16 protein-coding genes are annotated in these 20,305 nt (G+C 72.7%); 10 read left to right on the forward strand and 6 right to left on the reverse strand.

Translation table 11 applies throughout. From position 1 onward, the window contains the following. The 3 genes from IE313_RS19495 to IE313_RS19505 are packed head-to-tail and all read right to left on the reverse strand — an operon-like array spanning position 1 to position 2,822. Positions 1 to 801: an amino acid ABC transporter ATP-binding protein gene (locus IE313_RS19495; protein ID WP_308439193.1), complete on the reverse strand. Its 801-nt coding sequence runs from the start codon at positions 799 to 801 to the stop codon at positions 1 to 3. After that, positions 798 to 1,769: an amino acid ABC transporter permease gene (locus IE313_RS19500; protein WP_189933904.1), complete on the reverse strand. Its 972-nt coding sequence runs from the start codon at positions 1,767 to 1,769 to the stop codon at positions 798 to 800. Before IE313_RS19500 ends, IE313_RS19495 begins: the two co-directional genes overlap by 4 nt. A gap of 54 nt (positions 1,770 to 1,823) precedes the next feature. Next, a complete protein-coding gene (locus IE313_RS19505) occupies positions 1,824 to 2,822 on the reverse strand; it encodes an ABC transporter substrate-binding protein (RefSeq protein WP_373317024.1) in 999 nt (332 codons plus the stop codon). Positions 2,823 to 3,329: 507 nt separating this feature from the next. Here IE313_RS19505 and IE313_RS19510 point away from each other — a divergent pair. The 4 genes from IE313_RS19510 (at position 3,330) to IE313_RS19525 (ending at position 7,029) form a co-directional block, all read left to right on the forward strand. Next, positions 3,330 to 4,559 carry an NAD(P)-dependent malic enzyme gene (locus IE313_RS19510; protein ID WP_189933908.1) on the forward strand — a complete coding sequence of 410 codons (1,230 nt, stop codon included), beginning with the start codon at positions 3,330 to 3,332 and terminating at the stop codon, positions 4,557 to 4,559. 561 nt (positions 4,560 to 5,120) lie between these two features. Continuing rightward, a complete protein-coding gene (locus IE313_RS19515; RefSeq protein ID WP_189933910.1) occupies positions 5,121 to 6,083 on the forward strand; it encodes a zinc-binding dehydrogenase in 963 nt (320 codons plus the stop codon). Positions 6,084 to 6,250: 167 nt separating this feature from the next. Further along, the gene (locus IE313_RS19520; protein ID WP_189933911.1) at positions 6,251 to 6,460 is read left to right on the forward strand and encodes a helix-turn-helix domain-containing protein; all 210 of its coding nucleotides are present in this window, start codon (positions 6,251 to 6,253) and stop codon (positions 6,458 to 6,460) included. Continuing rightward, on the forward strand, positions 6,460 to 7,029 hold the full coding sequence (locus tag IE313_RS19525; RefSeq protein WP_189933913.1) for a Clp protease N-terminal domain-containing protein: 570 nt from the start codon (positions 6,460 to 6,462) through the stop codon (positions 7,027 to 7,029). Before IE313_RS19520 ends, IE313_RS19525 begins: the two co-directional genes overlap by 1 nt. 456 nt (positions 7,030 to 7,485) lie before the next feature. On the opposite strand, the gene IE313_RS19530 is transcribed toward IE313_RS19525, so the two are convergent. Beyond that, on the reverse strand, positions 7,486 to 8,610 hold the full coding sequence (locus IE313_RS19530) for a PadR family transcriptional regulator (protein WP_189933915.1): 1,125 nt from the start codon (positions 8,608 to 8,610) through the stop codon (positions 7,486 to 7,488). Position 8,611: 1 nt separating this feature from the next. Further along, the gene (locus tag IE313_RS19535; RefSeq protein WP_189933917.1) at positions 8,612 to 9,763 is read right to left on the reverse strand and encodes a DUF4097 family beta strand repeat-containing protein; all 1,152 of its coding nucleotides are present in this window, start codon (positions 9,761 to 9,763) and stop codon (positions 8,612 to 8,614) included. A gap of 561 nt (positions 9,764 to 10,324) precedes the next feature. Between IE313_RS19535 and IE313_RS19540 the strand changes: the two genes are divergently transcribed. Then, on the forward strand, positions 10,325 to 11,656 hold the full coding sequence (locus IE313_RS19540) for a serine hydrolase domain-containing protein (RefSeq protein WP_189933919.1): 1,332 nt from the start codon (positions 10,325 to 10,327) through the stop codon (positions 11,654 to 11,656). Positions 11,657 to 12,324: 668 nt separating this feature from the next. Here IE313_RS19540 and IE313_RS19545 read toward each other — a convergent pair. Beyond that, positions 12,325 to 12,516, reverse strand: a complete 192-nt coding sequence (locus tag IE313_RS19545; RefSeq protein WP_189934044.1) for a DUF6104 family protein — start codon at positions 12,514 to 12,516, stop codon at positions 12,325 to 12,327. Positions 12,517 to 12,709: 193 nt separating this feature from the next. On the opposite strand from IE313_RS19545, the gene IE313_RS35320 reads away from it, so the two are divergent. The 5 genes from IE313_RS35320 (at position 12,710) to IE313_RS19570 (ending at position 20,289) form a co-directional block, all read left to right on the forward strand. Beyond that, positions 12,710 to 13,186: a CU044_2847 family protein gene (locus tag IE313_RS35320; protein ID WP_229924772.1), complete on the forward strand. Its 477-nt coding sequence runs from the start codon at positions 12,710 to 12,712 to the stop codon at positions 13,184 to 13,186. After that, on the forward strand, positions 13,179 to 15,164 hold the full coding sequence (locus IE313_RS19555) for a VMAP-C domain-containing protein (RefSeq protein WP_189933921.1): 1,986 nt from the start codon (positions 13,179 to 13,181) through the stop codon (positions 15,162 to 15,164). The genes IE313_RS35320 and IE313_RS19555 overlap by 8 nt, the downstream gene beginning before the upstream one ends. A 283-nt stretch (positions 15,165 to 15,447) precedes the next feature. After that, entirely contained in the window at positions 15,448 to 16,509 is a 1,062-nt protein-coding gene (locus tag IE313_RS19560; protein ID WP_189933923.1) for an AAA family ATPase, read from the forward strand. Positions 16,510 to 16,513: 4 nt separating this feature from the next. Beyond that, positions 16,514 to 20,116 carry an SAV_2336 N-terminal domain-related protein gene (locus IE313_RS19565; protein ID WP_189933925.1) on the forward strand — a complete coding sequence of 1,201 codons (3,603 nt, stop codon included), beginning with the start codon at positions 16,514 to 16,516 and terminating at the stop codon, positions 20,114 to 20,116. After that, on the forward strand, positions 20,113 to 20,289 hold the full coding sequence (locus IE313_RS19570) for a hypothetical protein (RefSeq protein WP_189933928.1): 177 nt from the start codon (positions 20,113 to 20,115) through the stop codon (positions 20,287 to 20,289). Before IE313_RS19565 ends, IE313_RS19570 begins: the two co-directional genes overlap by 4 nt. The last annotated feature ends 16 nt before the right edge of the window (positions 20,290 to 20,305 follow it).

The raw sequence follows: 20,305 nt of genomic DNA on the forward strand, positions 1-20,305 counted from the left end.
CTACAGCACCTTCGACAGGAACGACTGGGTCCGCTCGTGCTGGGGATCGGTCAGCACATCCCGGGGGCGACCGGACTCGACGACGACACCGCCGTCCATGAACACCAGCGAGTCGCCGACCTCCCGGGCGAACCCCATCTCATGGGTGACGACGATCATCGTCATCCCGGTCTCGGCGAGGTCCCGCATCACGTCGAGCACATCGCCGACCAGCTCGGGGTCGAGGGCCGAGGTCGGCTCGTCGAAGAGCATCAGCTTGGGGTCCATGGCCAGGGCCCGGGCGATCGCCACCCGCTGCTGCTGTCCTCCGGAGAGCTGGGAGGGGTAGCTGCCGGCCTTGTCGGCGAGGCCCACGCGCTCCAGCAGTTGTGCGGCACGTTCCCGCGCCGCGCCCTTGTTCATGCCCTTGACCTGGACCGGCGCCTCCATGATGTTCTCGACGGCGGTCATGTGCGGGAAGAGGTTGAAGCGCTGGAAGACCATGCCGATGTCGCGGCGCTTACGGGCCACCTCGTGGTCCCGCAGCTCGTGGAGCCGGTCGCCCTGCTGCCGGTAGCCGACCAGGTCGCCGTCGACGTAGAGCCGTCCGGCGTTGATCTTCTCCAGGTGGTTGATGCAGCGCAGGAAGGTCGACTTGCCGGAGCCCGAGGGACCGATCAGGCAGAACACCTCACCGGAGGCCACCTCCAGGTCGATGCCCTTGAGCACCTGAAGGCTGCCGAAGGACTTGTGGACGTCCTCCGCCTTGACCATCGCGCTGGCCGTGGCCCGCCCACCGTCCTGCTTCGTCGGGGTGGTCATCCCAGGGCTCCCTTCGGCCGGCCCAGCGACAGCAGGTTCGCGCGCAGCCGCTGCCAGGGTGTGGGCGGCAGGCTCCGGCTGGAACCGCGTGCGTAGTAGCGCTCGATGTAGTACTGGCCGATGCTGAGGACCGACGTCATCACCAGGTACCAGGCGGCGGCGAGGAAGAGCATCTCGACCGGGGCGCCGGAGGTCTGGCCGATGTCCTGCGCATACCGCAGCAGTTCGTAGTACTGCACCGCGGAGACCAGTGAGGTCGTCTTGAGCATGTTGATGACCTCGTTGCCCGTGGGCGGCACGATCACCCGCATGGCCTGCGGGATCACGATGCGGCGCAGGGTCTTGCCGTGGCTCATGCCCAGCGCGTGCGCGGCCTCCGTCTGGCCCTCGTCGACGGAGAGCAGCCCGGCCCGGCAGATCTCGGCCATGTACGCGGCCTCGTTGAGACCGAGGCCCAGCAGCGCCGTCAGGAACGGCGTCATGAAGTCGGACCAGTAGTTCTTGTAGATCGGCCCGAGGTTGATGTACTCGAAGACCAGCCCCAGGTTGAACCAGACGAACAACTGGACGAGGACCGGCGTGCCCCGGAAGAACCAGATGTAGAACCACGCGATGGACGAGGTCACCGGGTTGCGCGAGAGCCGCATGATCGCGAGGACGACTCCGCCCACCACGCCGATCAGCATCGACAGCAGGGTCAGCAGCAGCGTCTGGCCGGCGCCCTTGAGGATGCGGTGGTCGAAGAAGTAGTCCGGCACCGCCCCCCAGTTGATCTTCCCCTGGGCGAACGCGTAGACGATCGCCACCAGCACGGCGATGGCGACGACGGCCGCGACGTAACGTCCGTAGTGGCGGACCGGGACGGCTCTGATGGCCTGGGGCCCGGCCTGGCCCGCCGGTGCCGCGGGCGCCTTGGCGGGCGACGCGTCCTCGGGGGCGCCGCCCGTCCTGTCGATGTCATCTGACACGGGGGTTGCCTTTCACTCCTGACCGGAGGCTGCGCGGCGCTGGACGCCGGATGGTCACTTGCCGCCGTTGATCGTGGCCTGCTCGATGGCGCCGGCCTTCACGCCCCAACGGGAGATGATCTTGCTGTAGGTGCCGTCCTTGATGAGCCGGTCCAGAGCGGCCTTCAGCGCGTCGCGCAGTTGCGTGTTCGACTTGGCCACGGCGATACCGTACGGGGCGGCCTGCACCTGCTCGCCGACCATTTCGAAGTCCTTGCCGCCGCCGGAGGTCTTGACCGCGTACGCGGCGACCGGGAAGTCCGACGAGCCGGCGTCCGCGCCGCCGGAGCGCAGCCGGGTCTGGGCCTGCTGGTCGTTGTCGAAGGCCTCGATGGTGAGCTTCTTGCCGGCCGGGCACTTCTTCGCCTGGGCCTTGGCCAGGTCGTCGGAGACCGTGCCGCGCTCCACCGTGACCTTCTTGCCGCACAGGTCGGTCCAGGTCCTGATGCCCTGGGTCTTGCCCTTCGGGGTGTATATCGACACACCCGCGCTGAAGTAGTCCACGAAGTCGACACCCTCGCCGACCTTCTTGCCGGTGTCGGCGTCGACACCGTCCTGACGGTCCTTGGTGTCGGTCATGGCCGACATCGCGATGTCGTACCGCTTGGAGCGCAGGCCCGTGAGCAGGGTGTCGAAGGTGCCGTTCTCGAACTCGAACTTCACTCCGAGGACGCTGCCGAGGGCCGCCGCCAGGTCCGGGTCGATGCCGGCGGTGTTGCCGTCCTTGTCCTTGAACTCGACCGGGGCGTAGGCGATGTCGGAACCCACCTTGATGACGCCCTTGTCGCGGATCTCCTTCGGCAGCTTGTCCGCGAGCGGTGCGCCCGCCGCGCTGGTGCCGCCGCCGGCGCTCTTGTCCTTGTCCTTCGTCTGGTCGCCGCAGCCGGTGACCAGCAGGGCGCCGGCGACCGCGAGTGCGCCGACCGCTACCAGCCTGGACTTCGCGCGGCCCAGGGACATGCCGGACCTTGCGGCGTCCGCGCAGGCCGTACGACGGGTGGTGCTGGCGGTCATGGTGGTGTCCTCCGGCGTGTCATGGGTACTACCGATGGTCGACTGCACACACCATCGAGTGTCGCGACCACGTGTGATTACGGCATCTTGCCATTCGGACGGGAGCGTTCTGTGGGCCGACCATGTCAAAATCGCATAACGGGTGATCCCCAGAACCCCCGGCAGGTGGCCCACCAGGGCCTGACCTTTTACGGGGCCGACACCTTCGAGCCGGAGAATCTCCGCCGCAGCACGGGTCGCGGGCGGACGGTCCGGGGTACCGATCGAGCCTTTCTGTATAAATCGGCTATGAGCCATCTCACCCCTCTGGTGGGGACTCGTCGCCGACGGGCCCCGTCCGGTATGAAGGTGCTTCACACCCCTCATCCGGGGCTCAGGGCGCGCGTGCGGCGCGCCCGTCGCGTATGTGCCGTACGCACCGGACCCACCAGGGACATACGCGGTGCCCGCCCGCTCCTCAATCAGGAGTGGCAACCCTCAACCATGAACGACTAAGGGGTACAACAAGTGGCAGCGGAGATCGTCAATCCTCGCAAGGACGCCGGGACGGACGCGGACGCCGAGTCGGACGAAGGTGCTCCGGAGGCATTCGACCCCGCCTTCGCACTGCACCGCGGCGGGAAGCTGGCGGTGCGCTCCACCGTCCCCGTCCGTGACAAGGACGACCTGTCCCTCGCCTACACGCCCGGTGTCGCGAAGGTGTGCAGCGCCATCGCGGAGCGGCCCGAGCTGGTCCATGACTACACCTGGAAGTCGCAGGTGGTCGCCGTGGTGACGGACGGCACCGCGGTGCTGGGGCTCGGCGACATCGGACCGGAGGCCTCGCTCCCCGTGATGGAGGGCAAGGCCATCCTGTTCAAGCAGTTCGGCGGGGTGGACGCGGTGCCGCTGGCGCTGGCGACCACGGACGCCGACGAGATCGTGGAGACCGTCGTGCGGCTCTCGCCGTCCTTCGGCGGCGTCAACCTGGAGGACATCGCGGCGCCGCGGTGCTTCGAGATCGAGCACAAGCTCCAGGAGCGGCTGGACATCCCCGTCTTCCACGACGACCAGCACGGCACCGCGGTCGTCACGCTGGCGGCGCTGCGCAACGCGCTGCGGCTGACCGGGCGGACGCTGGGCGAGCTGCGGGCGGTCATCTCGGGCGCCGGTGCGGCCGGGGTCGCCATCGCCAAGATGCTGCTGGAGGCGGGCATCGGCGATGTCACCGTGGCCGACCGCAAGGGCGTGGTGAGCAAGGACCGGGACGGCCTCACCCCGGTCAAGCAGGAACTCGCGGAGATCACCAACAAGGCCGGGCTCTCCGGCTCCCTGGAGTCGGCCCTGGCGGGCGCGGACGTCTTCATCGGCGTCTCCGGCGGTACGGTGCCCGAGCCGGCGATCGCCTCGATGGCCAAGGACTCCTTCGTCTTCGCGATGGCCAACCCGAACCCGGAGGTCCACCCCGACATCGCCCACCGCTACGCGGCGGTGGTGGCCACCGGCCGCTCCGACTACCCGAACCAGATCAACAACGTGCTCGCCTTTCCCGGGATCTTCGCCGGCGCCCTCCAGGTGCGGGCCTCCCGGATCACGGAGACGATGAAGATCGCGGCGGCGGAGGCGCTGGCGGGGGTCGTCGGAGACGATCTAACGGCCGACTACGTGATCCCCTCGCCGTTCGACGAGCGGGTCGCACCTGCGGTGACCGCCGCGGTGGCGGCGGCTGCCCGGGCCGAAGGGGTGGCCCGGCGGTAGGGCGAACTGCCGGGCGCGGTGGTGAGCCGGCTGCCCCTCACCGCGGCGGGGGTGAGCGCCGCTCTCGGTCTCATGGGGGCGAGCGTCCCTCCCGATGGCGGGGGCGGGCGTCTTCCGCGAGGAGCGGTGACCGCCTCTCGCGAGGGCGGGGTGGCCGCCGTCGTCCGGTGAACGGGGACGGCTGGGAGCCGGTGGTCGGTGGCCGGTGGTGGCACGGCACGCGGTCGCCGTCCCGGTGCCGGTTCGGCCGTCCGACCGCCGGGGCCCGGTGTCCGGTCGGGTCGCCGGGTCCGGCGGCGGCCCCGGCAGGACAGGACTGGGCAGGACCGTGCAGGACAGGACCGGGCAGGACTGGGCGGGGTCGGGATCGGCGGTCCGGCGGTCCGGCGGCGGCGCGGTGGTCGGCGGGGTCTGCCGGTGGCGGGGAACGGGTCCTGTCCACGCCGCTCCGGGTGGACGCGGAGACCGGGGAGGCTCCTTCGCCGGTGGTTCCGGTGGCGCGTCACGTGTCACAGGTGTGGATGGTTCCCTGCGCTCAGAGCCGGGCCTATCGTCGTGGCCATGTTCGCTGCCTACGCTGCCCGAATCGACCGTGACCAGCCCCTTTCCGGCCTGGAGTTGGGAGAGCGGCCCGCCCCGCAGGCGCGGCCCGGCTGGTCGACCGTCACCGTCAGGGCCGCCTCCGTCAACCACCACGACCTGTGGTCGCTGCGCGGGGTCGGCCTGAGCGAGGACAAACTGCCGATGATCCTCGGCTGTGATGCCGCCGGTGTCGACGAGGACGGCAACGAAGTCGTCCTGTACTCCGTCATCGGCCTGTCCGGCCACGGTGTCGGCCCCAAGGAGCCCCGCACCATTCTCACCGAGCGGTACCAGGGGACCTTCGCCGAGCAGGTCGCGGTGCCGACCTGGAACCTGCTGCCCAAGCCGAAGGAGCTCTCCTTCGAGGAGGCGGCCTGCCTGCCGACCGCATGGCTCACCGCCTACCGGATGCTCTTCACCAACGCAGGTGTGCGCCCCGGAGACTCCGTACTGGTGCAGGGTGCCGGCGGTGGCGTCGCCACCGCCGCGATCGTGCTCGGCAAGGCCGCGGGGCTCAGGGTCTTCGCGACCAGCCGCGACGAGGCCAAACGCAGGCGGGCCCTGGAACTCGGCGCGGTGGAGGCGCTGGAGAGCGGAGCGCGGCTTCCGCAGCGCGTGGACGCGGTCATCGAGACCGTGGGCGCGGCCACCTGGTCCCACTCCGTGAAGTCACTGCGCCCCGGCGGCACCCTGGTGATCTCCGGCGCGACGAGCGGCGAGCGGCCGCCGCACGCCGAACTCAACCGGATCTTCTTCCTGGAACTCAAGGTCGTCGGCACAACCATGGGCACCAAGGACGAGCTGGAGGACCTCCTCTCCTTCTGCGCCACCACCGGCGTGCGCCCCGTCATCGACACGACCCTGCCCCTCGACCGGGCCCGTGAGGGCCTTGAGCGGATGGAGACGGGCGGGCAGTTCGGAAAGATCGTGCTGACCGTCTGAGTGCACGGCCCCGCGCGCCTCCGGACCGGGCCCGCCCGGCCCGGAGGCGCGCGGTTGCACGCCCGGCGCCGGGCTGCACGGCCGCGCCGGTCCGTATCCCCGGCCTCCGTACCCCCGGATGTCAACTTTGGTTGACGAGAGCCGTTTGTCAACGTACGTTGACAGGCATGGCCGAAGCAACGGATCTCGTCGAACGTGCCGGAGACCGTGATCCGCGCATAGGGCTGCGGGCCGTCGTCGCGCTGCGCCGGCTGGCGGAGCGGCTGGAGGCGGTGCAGGTGCGCGGCGCGCGGCAGCAGGGCTGGTCGTGGCAGGAGATCGCCGAGGAACTCGGAGTCAGCAGGCAGGCCGTGCACAAGAAATACAGGGGGCAGTGATGTTCGAGCGGTTCACGAAGGACGCCCGTGCGGTGGTGAGCGGTGCTGCCGCCCACGCGGAACGGGCCGGGGAGGCGGTGGTCGACACCGACCATCTGCTGCTCGCCCTGCTGGATCGGGAGGGCAGCCGCGCCTCCTTCGCGCTCGACGCGCTCGGCGCCCGCGACCGGCGGGACTCGATAGCGCGGGGGCTCGCGACGGCCCGTAGGAGGGGTGGTCTCTCCGGCGCGGAGGCGGACGCTCTGGCCGGGCTGGGGATCGACCTCTCCGAGATCATCTCCCGTGTCGAGCAGACGCACGGCGTCGGCGCACTCGCCGCGGACTCCGGCGGACGCAGGGGCCGAGGCCGTATGCGCCACCGGCCCTTCACGAACGGCGCCAAGAAGACTCTGGAGAGGTCGCTGCGCATCGCCACCGGCCACCGCGACCGCCATATAGGGGATGAGCACCTCCTCCTGGCCCTCCTCGCACGCCCGGGCACCCCGGCCGAGGTCCTGGCCGAGCACAACGTCACCTACGACCGTGTCGACCGGGTGCTCTACGGCGAGCCGGAACGGGACGCGGGGTAGGCGCCCCGGCCTTTCCGCCGGCCGGTTCGGCCGGCCTGGTCCCATCCGGGCTCGTCGGTTCGGCCGGCCTGGTCTCGTGTGGTTCGTCGGTTCGGCCGGCCTGGTCTGGTCTGGCTCGTCGGTTCGGCCCGCCCGGTCCTGACTGCCTCGTCGGTTCTGACTGCCCTTCCGTCTCGCCCGGCCGGTCCGTCTCGGCCGCCGGGCCGGTCCGTCCTGCCGGAGCGGACGGTGCTCCCTCACCACGTCCACGCCGGGCCGCCGCATCTCGCCGAGCCGTCGCCCCGCGGAGCCGGGCCGCCACCACGGCGGGCCGGGGCGCCCCCGAGTTCGCCGCACCGGATGGTGGCCCTGGTGCGGGGGCCAGAGGCGCGGACGGACCGCCGGGGCGGCGGCGCGCGCCCATGGCGCGAACGGTGCCGGGAGGGGGCGGGAGCGGTCGGTGGTGGTTCAGGTGGTTCAGGGGGTGGGCGGTCGCTTGGGCTGAGGTGTCCGCAGGGCCGCTGCTATGTGGGCGGCTGCCGTCGACAGATGGCGGCGCGCCTCGCGTAGCTGGTCCTCCGTGATGCCGTGGTCCCGGGCGGCGTCACGGATGTCGTCGCGGAAGCGGTCGAGCAGTCGGTCCAGGTCGCGGTTGGGGTTGCCGGTCGAGTCCTCATGGGCCCACTGCGGTTCGTAGACGCCGGGGAAGGCCCCGTCCTCGGGGAGGACGTCCGGCCCGGGAGTGGCGGCTCCGGCGCCGGTACGGGCGGAGTCCTTGCCGCCGCCGGTCTCCTTGCCGCCGGTCTCCTTGCCGAACCCGAGACCGAGGTCGCCGAAGTGGAAGTCCCCGAGGTTCTTGGTGAGTTCGGCGAGACCTTCCCGGACTCCCGCGGGCCAGTCGCCCCGGGCGAAGTGGTCCTGTACCTGGTCCTGCACCTGCTGGGCGATGCGCCGCAGCTCCTGCTGTGCCTGGGTGCGGGCGCGCTCCTGGGCCTCCTTGGCCTGGCGCCGGGCACGCTGGGCCTCGTCCCTGGCGCGGCGGCTCTCGTCCTTGGCTCGGCGCGCCTGTTCCTTCCACTCCTGCTTGGCCCGCCGCATCTCCTCCTTCGCGGTGCGCCACGCCTCCTTGTCCCCGAGCATCGCGCCCACGTCTCCCATGTCCCCGTAGCCGAGGAAGGAGCCGTCACGCCTGCCCGAGTGGGTGTCCGAGGTATTCCGGGCCTCCGAGGCCGCGGCGCGCATCTCGCGGCGCAGATCGCCCGCCGCGCCGCGCACGTCGTCGCGGATCTCGGCGGCCAGCTCGGCCACGGACTCGCGGATCTCCAACTCCAGGTCCGCCAGCTCGCCGCTGCGGTCCGCCAGCTCCGCACGCCCCGCGTCGGTGATCGAGTAGACCTTGCGCCCGCCCTCGGTGGTGTGGGTGACCAGGCCCTCCGTCTCCAGCTTGGCCAGGCGCGGGTAGACCGTGCCGGCCGAGGGGGCGTAGAGGCCCTGGAAGCGCTCTTCCAGGAGGCGGATCACCTCGTAGCCGTGGCGTGGCGCCTCGTCCAGCAGCTTGAGCAGGTAGAGCCGCAGCCGGCCGTGGGCGAAGACGGGGGGCATCTCAGAGCACCTTCTTGTCGGTCGGGCCGTCGTCCGGGGCGTCGGTGGGGGTGTCCGCGACGGCCGGGCCGGGAGTACCGGAGCCTGCCGCGGACGGGGTGTCCCCGGAGGCCGCCGCCGGCACGGACGGTGCGACCTGCTGCGATGCCTCGTCCGGCCGGGCATCGCGAAGCGCCGCGTCCCTCGGCCCGGAGTCACGGGGTCCGGAACTCCGGGCTCCATTGTCCCGCGACCCGGAACCGCTCGGTCCGCAACCCTGCGGTACGGGACGCCGGGGGTTGCTGCCCGAGGGGCGTGAGGACGGCGGGTCCTCCTCGAACGGCGGCTCCTCGGAGGGTGGTCTGCGGAGCAGGGCGATGGAGCCGGAGACGGTGGCGGCCTTCAGGGTGCCGCTTCCCGCCCCGAGCCGGCCGGTGATCTTCTTCGCGCCCCACTGGCCACCCACCCTGAGGTCCTCGAAGGCGTTGGAGACGGTGCCGCTCGCCGTGTTGGCCTCCACGCGGGCGTCAGCGGGGTGGGGGAGGCGGATGGCGATCTCACCCGAGACGTTGGAGATGTCGACATCGGTGGCGCGGCCGTCGGGGCTGGTGCTGGCGGAGGTGAGGTCGACGATCACGGAGCCGCTCACGGACTCGGCCCGGACGGACGCCCCGGCGCCGTCCACGACGGTCAGGTCGCCCGAGACCGAGTGGAAGCGGAGGTCGCCCGTGACGCACTGGGCCTCGACGCTGCCCGAGACCGTGCTCGTGCGCACCGGGCCTGAGAGGCCCACCAGCGTGGTGTCGCCGGAGACGCCCCTGACCTCCGTACGCCCCTCGATACCGGAGATCACCGCACCGGCGCCGACCACGCCCACCTCGACCTGGGTGCCGGTCGGCACGGCGAGCGAGACCACTGCCGAGCGCTGCCAGCTCTTGCGGTCCAGCCACTTGAGGAAGCCCTTCCAGGGGAGGTCCTCGTAGGCGACGGTGAGGGTGCCGCCGTGCTGACTGACCATCAGCGGGGGGCCCGCTATGTCGGAGACCTGGAGGCGGGGGGAACCATCGTCTGTACCCACCACGTTCACCGTGCCGTTGGCGATGCGTACGTGCAGCGTCGTCACCGGGGCGTCGAAGGTGAGCTTCTGGGGCTCTGCGACGGACCACACGGACATGGGGCTGACCTCCCTCGGCCGGGCTGGACGCGCCATATCGCGTCTCTCGTCAAACACGATATATCGCGGTCATGGAAAGTCAAGGCACACTTTCGGGTGTAGGGGGGAGCGGGCGGCCCGGTTGGATGTGCGCCCGGCGCAGACGACGGGCGCAAGCGCCCTTTCGGTCGAGTGCGCCCCGTCCGTGCGGGGCCCTCACCGGCTCCGTCCGCACCAGGGCCGTGGTCGGCCCCCCCGGTCGTGCCGGCGCCGCGGGCCCGCCCCGACCCCGCCCCGGCCGTGCCCCGGCGGCTTCGATCCGGTGTCCTGCCGTGGCCCGTCCGCCGCGCCCTGCGCGCTGTCCGCGTCCTCCGCGCCATCCGCGTTCTCGAAGCCGTCCGCGTCCTGCGCGCCCTGCGCGCCCTGCGCGTCCGCCCCGTCCGCCCCATCAGCCCCGTTCGCCTCGTCCTGCGTGCCATCCGCGTTCCCCGCACCGCGTCCGGCGGCGGAAAGCGGTGCGGTGGAGCGACGGCGCGGCAGACTCGCCTGCGACGGCACACCACGGAGCACGGAGGCGGACCGATGACAGGGCTGCGCGACATCCTTCAGGCGCACGTCGGTGGCGGCGCGGACGTGGGTGCCGCCGCTCCGGGCGGCGGTGCGGGCACCGGCACCGGAGCGGCACCGGGCGCCGTGGCCCTGCTCGCGCGAAGTGACCTGAGTGACCGGAGTGACCGGAGTGATCGGAATGATCAGAGGGGCCGGAGTGGCCGGGAGGGCCGGCGTGGCCGGGGCGGGGAGGGCACTCCGCACGGCCGGAGCACCCCGGCCGACAGGGTCGACGTGCAGGCGGTGGGCCACGCCGACCTCGCCGCCGGCACGGCGATGACCAGGCGGTCGATCTTCCGTATCGCCTCCGCCGGCAAGCCCCTCGTCGCCGCGGCGGTCATGACGCTCATCGAGGAAGGACGGATCGCACTGGACGACCCGGTGGGGACCTGGCTGCCGGAACTGGCCGCACCGTCGGTCGTGCGGAGTCCGGGCGGTCCTCCCGACGACACGGTCCCGGCCGAGCGGCCGATCACCGTGGGGGACCTGCTCGACTTCCGCGCCGGGTACGGCCTCCCGTCCGACTTCTCGCTGCCCGTGCTCGCGCCGCTGTTCGACGCCCTGGGGCAGGGGCCGCCGAGGCCGCAGCTCACGCCGCCGCCCGACGACTGGATGCGGAAGCTCTCGCGCGTGCCGATGGTGCACCAGCCGGGCGCGGCCTGGCTGTACAACACCTGCTCCGACATCCAGGGAGTGCTGATCGCCAGGGTGTCGGGCCGGACACTGCCCGAGTTCCTCCAGGAGCGGGTCTTCGGGCCGCTGGGCATGGTCGACACCGGGTTCGCGGTGCCGCCCGGCAAGCTCGACCGGTTCACCGGCCTGTACCGGGTCCCGGAAGGGGGCGGCCTCGAACTGGTCGACGCCCCGGACGGTCAGTGGAGCAGCCTGCCCGCGTTCCCGTCCGGTGCCGGCGGCCTGGTGTCCACTGCCGACGACCTGCTGGCCTTCGGCCGGATGCTGCTCGCGGGCGGGACGGCCGACAGCGGCCACCGGCTGCTGTCACCCGGGTCCGTACGGCAGATGATCACCAACCGCCTGCCCAGGGCCCAGCGCGAGGCGAGCGCCCTGTTCCCGGAGGGCCAGGGCTGGGGATACGGGGGTGCGGTCGACCTGGCACGCGTCCATCCGTGGAGCGTCCCGGGCCGCTACGGCTGGGTCGGCGGCACGGGAACGTCCGCGCACATCATCCCGGCCACCGGCACGGTCGCCGTCCTCCTCACCCAGGTGGAGATGAACAGCCCGACCGTGCCCGCCCTGATGCGGGACTTCTGGTGCCGGGCGGCCGAGGCGGCGACCGAAGCCTGAGTGCCGGTCCTCCCGAGACCGGCGCACGCTCGACCGGGCGCGCGCCGAACCACGCTCGTGCGCATCGGACCACGCCCGTGCGCATCGGACCACGCCCGTGCGCATCGAACCACGACCGCGCGCACCGGGTCCGACGCGCTCGCGCCGAACCGGCAGCGCCGCTCACCGGCACTCCGAGGCACCGGACCCCGCAGCCCCGGACCCACAGCCGCCGGACCCCGCAGCCACCGGACAAGGGCGCGCGGGGCGCCGGACACCCCGGACCGGAGCCGCAGCCGGACCACCGTAGCCGTAGCCGTAGCCGTAGCCGTAGCCGTAGCCGGAACCGGAGCCGGACCACCGCAGCCGTAGCCGGAACCGGAGTACCGGAGCCGATGCGGAGCACGGGAGCCGGATGCGCAGTACCAAAACGAAGCCGGGACGCCGTAACGGAAGCCGGAGTACCGGAGCCGAACCGCGGAGCACCCGGAGCCGGAATCGCAGTACCGGAACCGAAGCCGGAGCACGGGAGCCGGAATCGCAACACCGGAACGAAGCCGGAGCACGGAACTGGAACCGGAGCCAGCGCGGAACCGAAGCCGGAGCACGGAACCGAAGCCGGAGCACGGAACGGAAGCCGCAGCACCGGAACCCCGCCGTCCCGGAACCCCGCCTACACGGCGTCCCGCCTACACGTCGCCCTCCTCCTCGTCCTCGTCGTCCAGTCGCGCCAGCCACGTGGCCAGGCGTTCGACGGGGATCTCGAAGTCCGGGTTGAGGTCGACGAACGTACGCAGTTGTTCGGCGAGCCACTCGAAAGTGATCTCCTCCTCGCCGCGCCGTTTCTCCAGTTCCTCGATGCCACGGTCGGTGAAGTACAACAGTTGCTCCTGATGCGGATGGGGCGCCCCGGTGCCTACGTCTTCAGGGTAGGCCGTCATGGATGTACCGGAATCCCGACGACACCGTCTCGTCTGCAACCGGCGGGGCCATTAGCCTCGTCGCAGATCAAGTGGACACCGGCGCACAAGAGTTGGCCGGGATCCCGCGTCGACGGGGGAGTGGGTGATCGGGATGGGGCACATCCAGGAGATCGAGCTGCCGGACGGCACCGTCGTGCTGGCCAGGCTCACCACGCCCGACGTCTTCGGTGCCGACGACCAGGACGTCGGGGTGCTCGACGCGGCCGCGGTCAGGGTCGAGCAGCTCGGTGAGCTGATCACCGCGGTCGGCTCCAGTGTGCTGGGCGCGGCGCGCGCCGCCGGGCCCGACGAGGCCGCCGTCACCTTCGGGGTGGAGCTCACCGCGAAGTCCGGCAGGGCCCTGGCGGTACTCGCCGAGGGCGAGGCCAAGGCATCCGTCCAGGTGACCCTCACCTGGCACATGGACGACCGGTCGCCGAGGAGTGCCGACCGGGCCGACAATGCTTCTGGTGCCACCGTGGCAGACGACGCGCCTGTGGTGACTCCCACGCCCCGCGCCCCTGCCGACGGTGCGCCGTACGCCACGCCCGACGACCGCACTCCGGGGAGCGCGAGCGCCCATGCCTGAGCTGAACCCCTGGCTCGATGCGCATGCCCGCGCCGCCACCGTCCACCTGCTGCCGGCCGAGGGCCGGGGCACAGCCATGTGGGGCAGCGGGTTCTTCGTGGCACCCGGGTGGGTGATCACCGCCGCCCATGTGGTCCGCCCCCACCTCGCCCGCGACCGGAACCTCACCTTCGCGGTCCGCGGCGAGACGCAGGTCAACGACGGTATCCCCGTCCCGGCCCGGCTGGCCGAGTGGCTGATCACCGATGCGCGGGCCGCCGAGGTGCCGCCCGGCGAGGACCTCGCCCTGGTGCGGCTGCTCGACGACACGGTGGAGCACGAGTGCGTCTGGCTCGTCGACAGGGCGGTCCAGCACGTCGGCGGCATCGTGGCCTACGGGTACCGGCCCGGACAGGAGAGCCACCCCCGTGCGGTGCCCTGGAGCGGCGACGCCGAGATCAACGTGCGCGACGGAGCCTACGGACTGCGCTTCAAGCCCGACGTCGAGTTCCCGAGCGGCGTCTCGGGAGGGCCGCTGCTCGACCCGGACTCCGGTGCCGTGGTGGCCCTCATCAAGGCACGCCGCAGGGAACGGGACGGCGGCCTCGCCGTCTCGATCGCCGCGCTGCGCCGCTTCGGCCCGCTCTACGGCGAGGTGATGCGGGCGCACGACACCTGGCACGGCCGGTCCTCGGCGCAGTTCGGCAACAACACCTGGATCGACGCCCAGCACACCGTCGTCACCGGGAACCGTCCCACCGCCGGCGAGGCGTGGACCCCGCGTGACCGCAGGGCCGCACTCAGCCGGCTCGCCGCCCTGCCGGCGCCGCCCGACGGCCCGACCGTGGCGATCCTCGCGCGCCAGGCCATCAGCGGGAACCGCTGGCCGCAGGAGGGCCCCGAGCTGCACACCTGGCGCGACGGCCACGGACTGCTCTACGACGACGCCCGCCCCATGGACTCGATGATCCTGCTGCGCTACCTCCAGCTCGTCGCGCTCTACGTGCGCCGCAGGGGCGGGAACGTCGACGCGCTCACCGAGTGGATCCAGGACCGGCTCGGCCTGCACACCTGGCCGCACATGGCCGCCTTCGTGACCGACGCCCGGCTGCCCGAGTCGCTGGAGCCGGGCCCCGAGGACTCCGACCGCGTCGTCATCCCGTATCCGGGCCCGGGGGAGGGCCCCACCGTCGCGGTCCTGCTCGACCCGGTGATCGGCCCCGACCCCGCGCACTTCTTCTGGCAGATCTGGATCGACGACGGCGACGGCGAGCCCGAGCTGTTCGCCGAGGACCGCTCGACGCACGGCCACCGCCCGGGCGACCTCGTGCAGGCGCTGCGCCGCCCGCTGACCGACGTGTTCCACGCCCGGGACCGCGCCGGACGGCCGGTTCCGCTCGAAGTCGCGCTGCCGGCCGAGTACTTCGACACCGCCGTGCACCGCTGGCGGCTCAACGACATCGCCGCACTGGACGACACGTACCACCTGGGGGCGCAGCGCCGTGTCGTCCTGCGCGCCCTTGAGCGCCGGGGAGAACCGGACAAAAAATGGGCCGCGCGCTGGCGCGCCATCTCCGCGCAGCGGCAACTCAACGGGTGGCGCGTACCGGAGCCCGGTGTGAACCCCAGTCCGCGCCAGTTCGGCGACGCCCCGCACAGCGCCGTCCCCGTCATCTGCCGCTCCGTGGGGCAGGGCCTCGGACGCACGGCCCTGAGACTCGCCCTGGAGAGCGGCCACGGCGTTGCCCTGTGGCGCGTCGACGGCCACGGCGGCGGAGCCTGCTCGGACTCCTGCGAGGACCTGCACACCAGGACCAAGTGGCTCTTCGAGCCCCTGGAGTCCATCACCGAACTGCCCGACCGGCTGCGCCAGCTACGGCAGGAGATCAGCGCGCAGCGCACCGACCGCCGCTGGGCCGAGCCCCTGGCCCTGCTGTACGACGATCCCCGGCGCCCGCTGCCCGCCGAGGACACCACCCCTTTGGACGCGCCGCTGTGAACCGCGCCCAGGCCCCGACGACCGCCGACCCCGCCCGCGCCGCGGCGCCCGGGGGGACGGCCGGTGCCCGCAACCGCCCTCCCAGGGCGCACGGCCCCCGTACCGCCCTCCCGCGCGCGGCAGGCGCCGGCGGGGCCACCGCGGTCGACCTCGGAACAGACTGGCTGAAAACGCCCGTATCAGATGCCTGGACTGGGTACATTTTCAGGGGCCCGTTGTGGGCGCCTATCGCCCCGGTCGCCCAGGACGTGGTCTACAACCGACCGTTGACGAGGAGCACCCGATGAGCGATTGGTTTATCTACCGGGGCACCGGGGGGCCGGATCCGGACAAGATCGGCGAGCTGCCCGAGCCTCCGCCGTGGCGGCGCTTCGACGCTCCCGCGGTGCCGTACGAGGTGCCGCCGCTCGACTCGTCGACCGCCCGCAGGCTGGGCGCGCGCCGCGTCCCGCTGCCCGTGCAGGACGACGACACCCTCGAACTGATCAACGCCGCCCTCTACCTGCGGCGCCCGCTCCTTGTCACCGGGCCCCCGGGGGCGGGGAAGTCCACGCTCGCGCACTCCATCGCGTACGAACTCGACCTCGGCCGCGTCCTGGAGTGGCCGATCGTCAGCCGCAGCGAGCTCAAGGACGGCCTGTACACCTACGACGCCATAGGACGCCTCCAGGACGCGCAGCTCGACCGCGCCCATGTGACCGGCGAGTCGGGCGCCTCCGACGACTCCGCGGGCGGCAACCGTTCTTCGGACATCGGCAGGTATCTGAAACTCGGCCCGCTCGGCACCGCCCTGGTGGCCTCGGAGCGGCCCCGCGTGCTGCTCATCGACGAGCTGGACAAGAGCGACATAGACCTGCCCAACGACCTCCTGAACGTCCTGGAGGAGGGCAGGTTCGGCATTCCCGAACTGGAGCGGATCGCCGACCGGCCCGGCCTGGAGACGGTCGAGATCCTCACCGACGACGGGCGCAGGGTGCCCGTCACCAACGGCCAGGTGCGCTGCCGTGCCTTCCCGTTCGTGGTGATGACCAGCAACCGCGAGCGGGAGTTCCCGGCGCCGCTGATGCGCCGCTGCATCCCGCTGACCCTGGAAGCGCCCCGCGACCAGCGCCTCGCCGCGCTCGTCCAGGCGCACTTCGGCACGGGCTCGTACGACGACAACCACGACATCGTCGACCGGTTCAGGGAGGCGGAGTCCGACGGTGCGCTGCGGCCCACCGACCAGTTGCTCAACGCGATCTTCCTCGCCCAGCACGCCGCGCGGGACGCCTCCCGCGACATCGCCGCACAGCGCGCCGACATCGCCCAACTGCTGATGCAGCCCCTGGACCCCGGGCCCAGGTGATCCCATGAGCAGCGCCGAGCCGACCCCTGCCCCGGGTGTGCCCGTCACCCCTGACACCCCGGACAGCGCGCGCACCGACGCCGCGGGCCAGGCGCTCACGGCGCTGATCGCGCGGATGCGCGAGGCGGAGATCCCGCCGAGCGTGGAGGAGATGGCCGACGCGCTGTGGCTGGCCCGCTGGCTGCCCGCCCCCGACCCCTCGGGGACGCCCGAGCGGACGCCCGAGGAGCGCACCCCGTCCACCAGGGCCACCGACACCAACGGCCGCGGCTACCGGCCCCTTGCGCTCTCGTCGACCTCCTCCCAGGAGGACCGCAGCCGGCCCGACAACGCCCAGTTGTTCGTACGGGGCCCCGGCGCCGACAGCGCCGTGGAGCTGCGGCAGGTGCAGGTCCCCGCCGCGCCCGCGCTGCCGGAGCCCCTCGCGCTCCAGCGCGGCCTGCGGATCCTCCAGCGCTACCGCGCCCCCGTGCGCCCCGTGTCGGGCCAGGCGCTCGACGAGGACCGCACCGCCGACCGGGCCGCCGAGTCCGGGCTCGTGCAGCCCGTCCTGCGCGCGGTGCGGCGACGCGAGGCGCGGCTGCTGCTCGTCATGGACGTCTCCACCTCCACCGTGGTCTGGCAGCAGGCGCTCGACGAACTGCGTCAGGTCTGCGAGCGCGCCGGCGCCTTCCGCGAGGTGCAGGTCCAGTACCTGCACGCCACCGACGACGGCCTGCCGGGCTATGCGGCCGCCGCCGAGCGCACCGGCCCGCTGCACGCCCCGGAACAGCTCAGCGACCCCACCGGGCGCCGTCTGACACTCGTCCTGAGCGACTGCGCGGGCCCGATGTGGCGCAGCGGGCGGATGCAGCGCCTGCTGTACCGCTGGGCGTCCACCGCGCCCGTCGCCGTCGTCCAGCCGCTGCCGCAGCGCATGTGGCTGCGCACCCATCTGCCCGCCAGGCGCGGACAACTCCACCGGTGTGAAGGGCCCGCCGGGCGCCTGGTCTTCACTCCCGAGCGCGGGCGCCTCGAACGTGGCGCGCTGCCGGTACCGGTGCTCGCGCTGCGCCGGCCCTCCGTCGAAGGCTGGGCGCGGCTCGTGGCGGGCTCCACCGGGCAGAGCCTGACGGCCGCCGCGGGATGGGTGCACGCGGCGCACGCGCCGGCCAGCTCGCCGGTGCGGGCCGCGGAGGAGCTCTCGGGCGAGGACCGCGTACGGGCGTTCGTCCGGCAGGCGTCACCGGATGCCCGCTCCCTCGCCTGCTACCTGTCCGCGGTACCGCTGTTCCTGCCGGTGATGCAGCTCGTCCAGCATGCGATGCTCGCCGGCACCGGACCCGACGTGCTGTCCGAGGTACTGCTCGGCGGACTCCTCAAGCGCCGCGAGGACGCCGCGGACCCGCGCGCCGTGCGCTACGACTTCCTGCCCGGTGTGGCTGCCGAGCTGCGCAAGAGGCTCACGGCCGACGAGGCGAAGCTGCTGCTCAAGCACTGCTCCGAGTACATCGAACGGCACTTCGGACGCACCGCGCGGAACTTCCCCGCACTGGCGGCGGCCTTCCTGCGCGGCGCCGTCGACCCCGATGCGGCCGACGCCGACCCCACCGAGCACCCCGGTGCCGGTGCCGGTGCCGGTCCCGAGGAGCACGCCGGACTGCGCGCGTTCGCCGAGGTCTCCTCCGACCTGCTGCGCGACCTCGGCCGCCGCACCCCCTGGCCGCTGCCCAGGCCGCCCGACCCCCGGCTCGGCGCCGTGGAGCTGCTGAACCGCGGCCGGATCGCGCTGCGCCGCTACGAGGTCGAGGGCCTGATCCGTGAACTCGACGACGCCGTGGCCCTCTTCAAACAGGCCGGAGCCGTCGCCGTCCTGCCCGCCGAACGCGGCTCGGCCGCCGAGGAACTGGCGAACGCCCTCCTCGCGCGCTGGCGGGTGCGTCGCGTCGGCGACGACCTGCGCGAGGCTTTGGCCGTGCTGGCGGCCGAGCACGTCACCTCGGTGCGCGGCAGCCTGCTCAGGGGCACCGTCCACTGGCTGCTGGCCGGGGAGCTGCACAGCTCCTGGCTCGGCGTCGACGACCTGCCCGACGAGGTGCGCCGCCGTGCCAGGGAACGCGCGGACAGGGAGCACCCGGCGGCCTTGTGGGCCTTCTGCGACCTGCTGACGAGGGCCGACGCGGAACTCACCCGGGTGGTGTCCGGTGACGCCGCGCTCTCCTCGCAGGCCGCGCGCGCCGGGACGTCGGTCAGGCCGCCGGGCAGTCAGGCCGACGCCGACAGGTCGTACCCCGCAGGGCCCGCGCAGGGCGGACCCGGCGCCTCCCAGACCCCCCCGACCCTCAGCCTGCCCCCGTCCTCCACCGGCTCCCACCGATCGCCGGTGCCCGCCGGCCCTTCCGCCGAGGACGCCGACCGGCGCAGGCTCGCCGCCGAGACCCTGCCCGCCGTGCGCAGCGCGCTCGCCGACGCCGGTGCCCCGCTCGCCGGACCGCAGGGACCACTGCGCGCCGCGGGTCCCGAGGACTGGTACCTCACCCATATGCGGGGGGCCGCGGAGGCCGCCGCGGTGCGGCTGGAGTACCCCGAGCCGGAGCGCGGCCACCTGGTCCGCGGACGCATCATGCTCGACCTCGCCAGGCAGTACCTGGGCCGCGGCCCGATCGAGCGTGAGGAGGGCCCCGACGAGGCGGCCGCCGCGGACGCCGGCCGCAGCGCGGGCGAGCACCTGATGGCCGCGCTCGGCACCGCCGACGCCCTCCCCGCGCCGGAACGCTGCCGCGCCTGGCTGGACATGGCCTCGGCCATCGAGACGTTCCGTACCACGGGTGAGGACGGCGGCCGGGACGAGGAGCGGCCGCGCATCATGGACGCGGTGGAGCAGGCGCTGGCGGCGGCCGGCGACGACGAGGAACTGCGCTTCGAGTGCCACGTCCTGGCCGCCCGGCTGCACCGCGACCGCTTCGAGTCCACCGGCCGCATCGCCGACCTGGACCGCGCGGTGACCGCATGGCGCGAGGGCACCGCGCTGCTCGCCATGGACGACCCGCGGCGCCCCGGCACCCTCACCGAGTACGGGGCCACCCTGGTGCGCCGCGGTGAGCAGCGGGACGCCGCCGGTGACATCGACCAGGCCGTACGCCTGCTGCGCGCGGCCGTCGACTGGACCTCCGAGGACCATCCGGAGCTGGCCGACCGCAGGCGCACCCTGGGCATCGCCCATTACCTGCGGTTCCGCTCCCAGGAGGTCCTCGCCGACCTCTACGAGGCCGACTGGATACTCGGCGAGGCGGCACGCGGCGCAGAGGACCCGGACCTCGCCCAGGACTGCTGGTTGCAGCGGGGCGCCGTCACCATGGAACTCGCCGACCGCGTCGGCAACCCGGCACTGCTGCAGCGGGCCGACGACCACCTGCGCCATGCCGTGGAGTACGCCCAGGAGACCGGTGACGGGGACCGGGTCGCCCGCGCCCGCCAACTGCGCGGCATGCTCCTGGAGCGGCAGGGCGCACCCGACCGCGCCCTGCGCCAGTACCGCAACGCCCTGGCCGACACCGTCGAGCCCGGTCTCGCCCAGGAGCTCGGCGAGGCCGTGGCCCGCCTGGCATCCGAGGTGGACCGGGCGTGACCGCTCCCCTGGAGGACAGCGACATGCCCCTGCCCGGGTTAGACCTCCCGGTACGGACCGACCACCCCGTACTGGCGGCCATCCTGGCCGACCTCCGCGCGCGCATGGCGCCCGAGGAGCCGCACGACAGCGCGTCCCAGCCCGTCGTCGCCCAGTACGAAGATGCCCCGTGACGCCCGCGTCGACGGC

The organism is Streptomyces sulfonofaciens, assembly GCF_014656295.1.
GTDB classification, from domain to species: Bacteria; Actinomycetota; Actinomycetes; order Streptomycetales; family Streptomycetaceae; genus Streptomyces; species Streptomyces sulfonofaciens.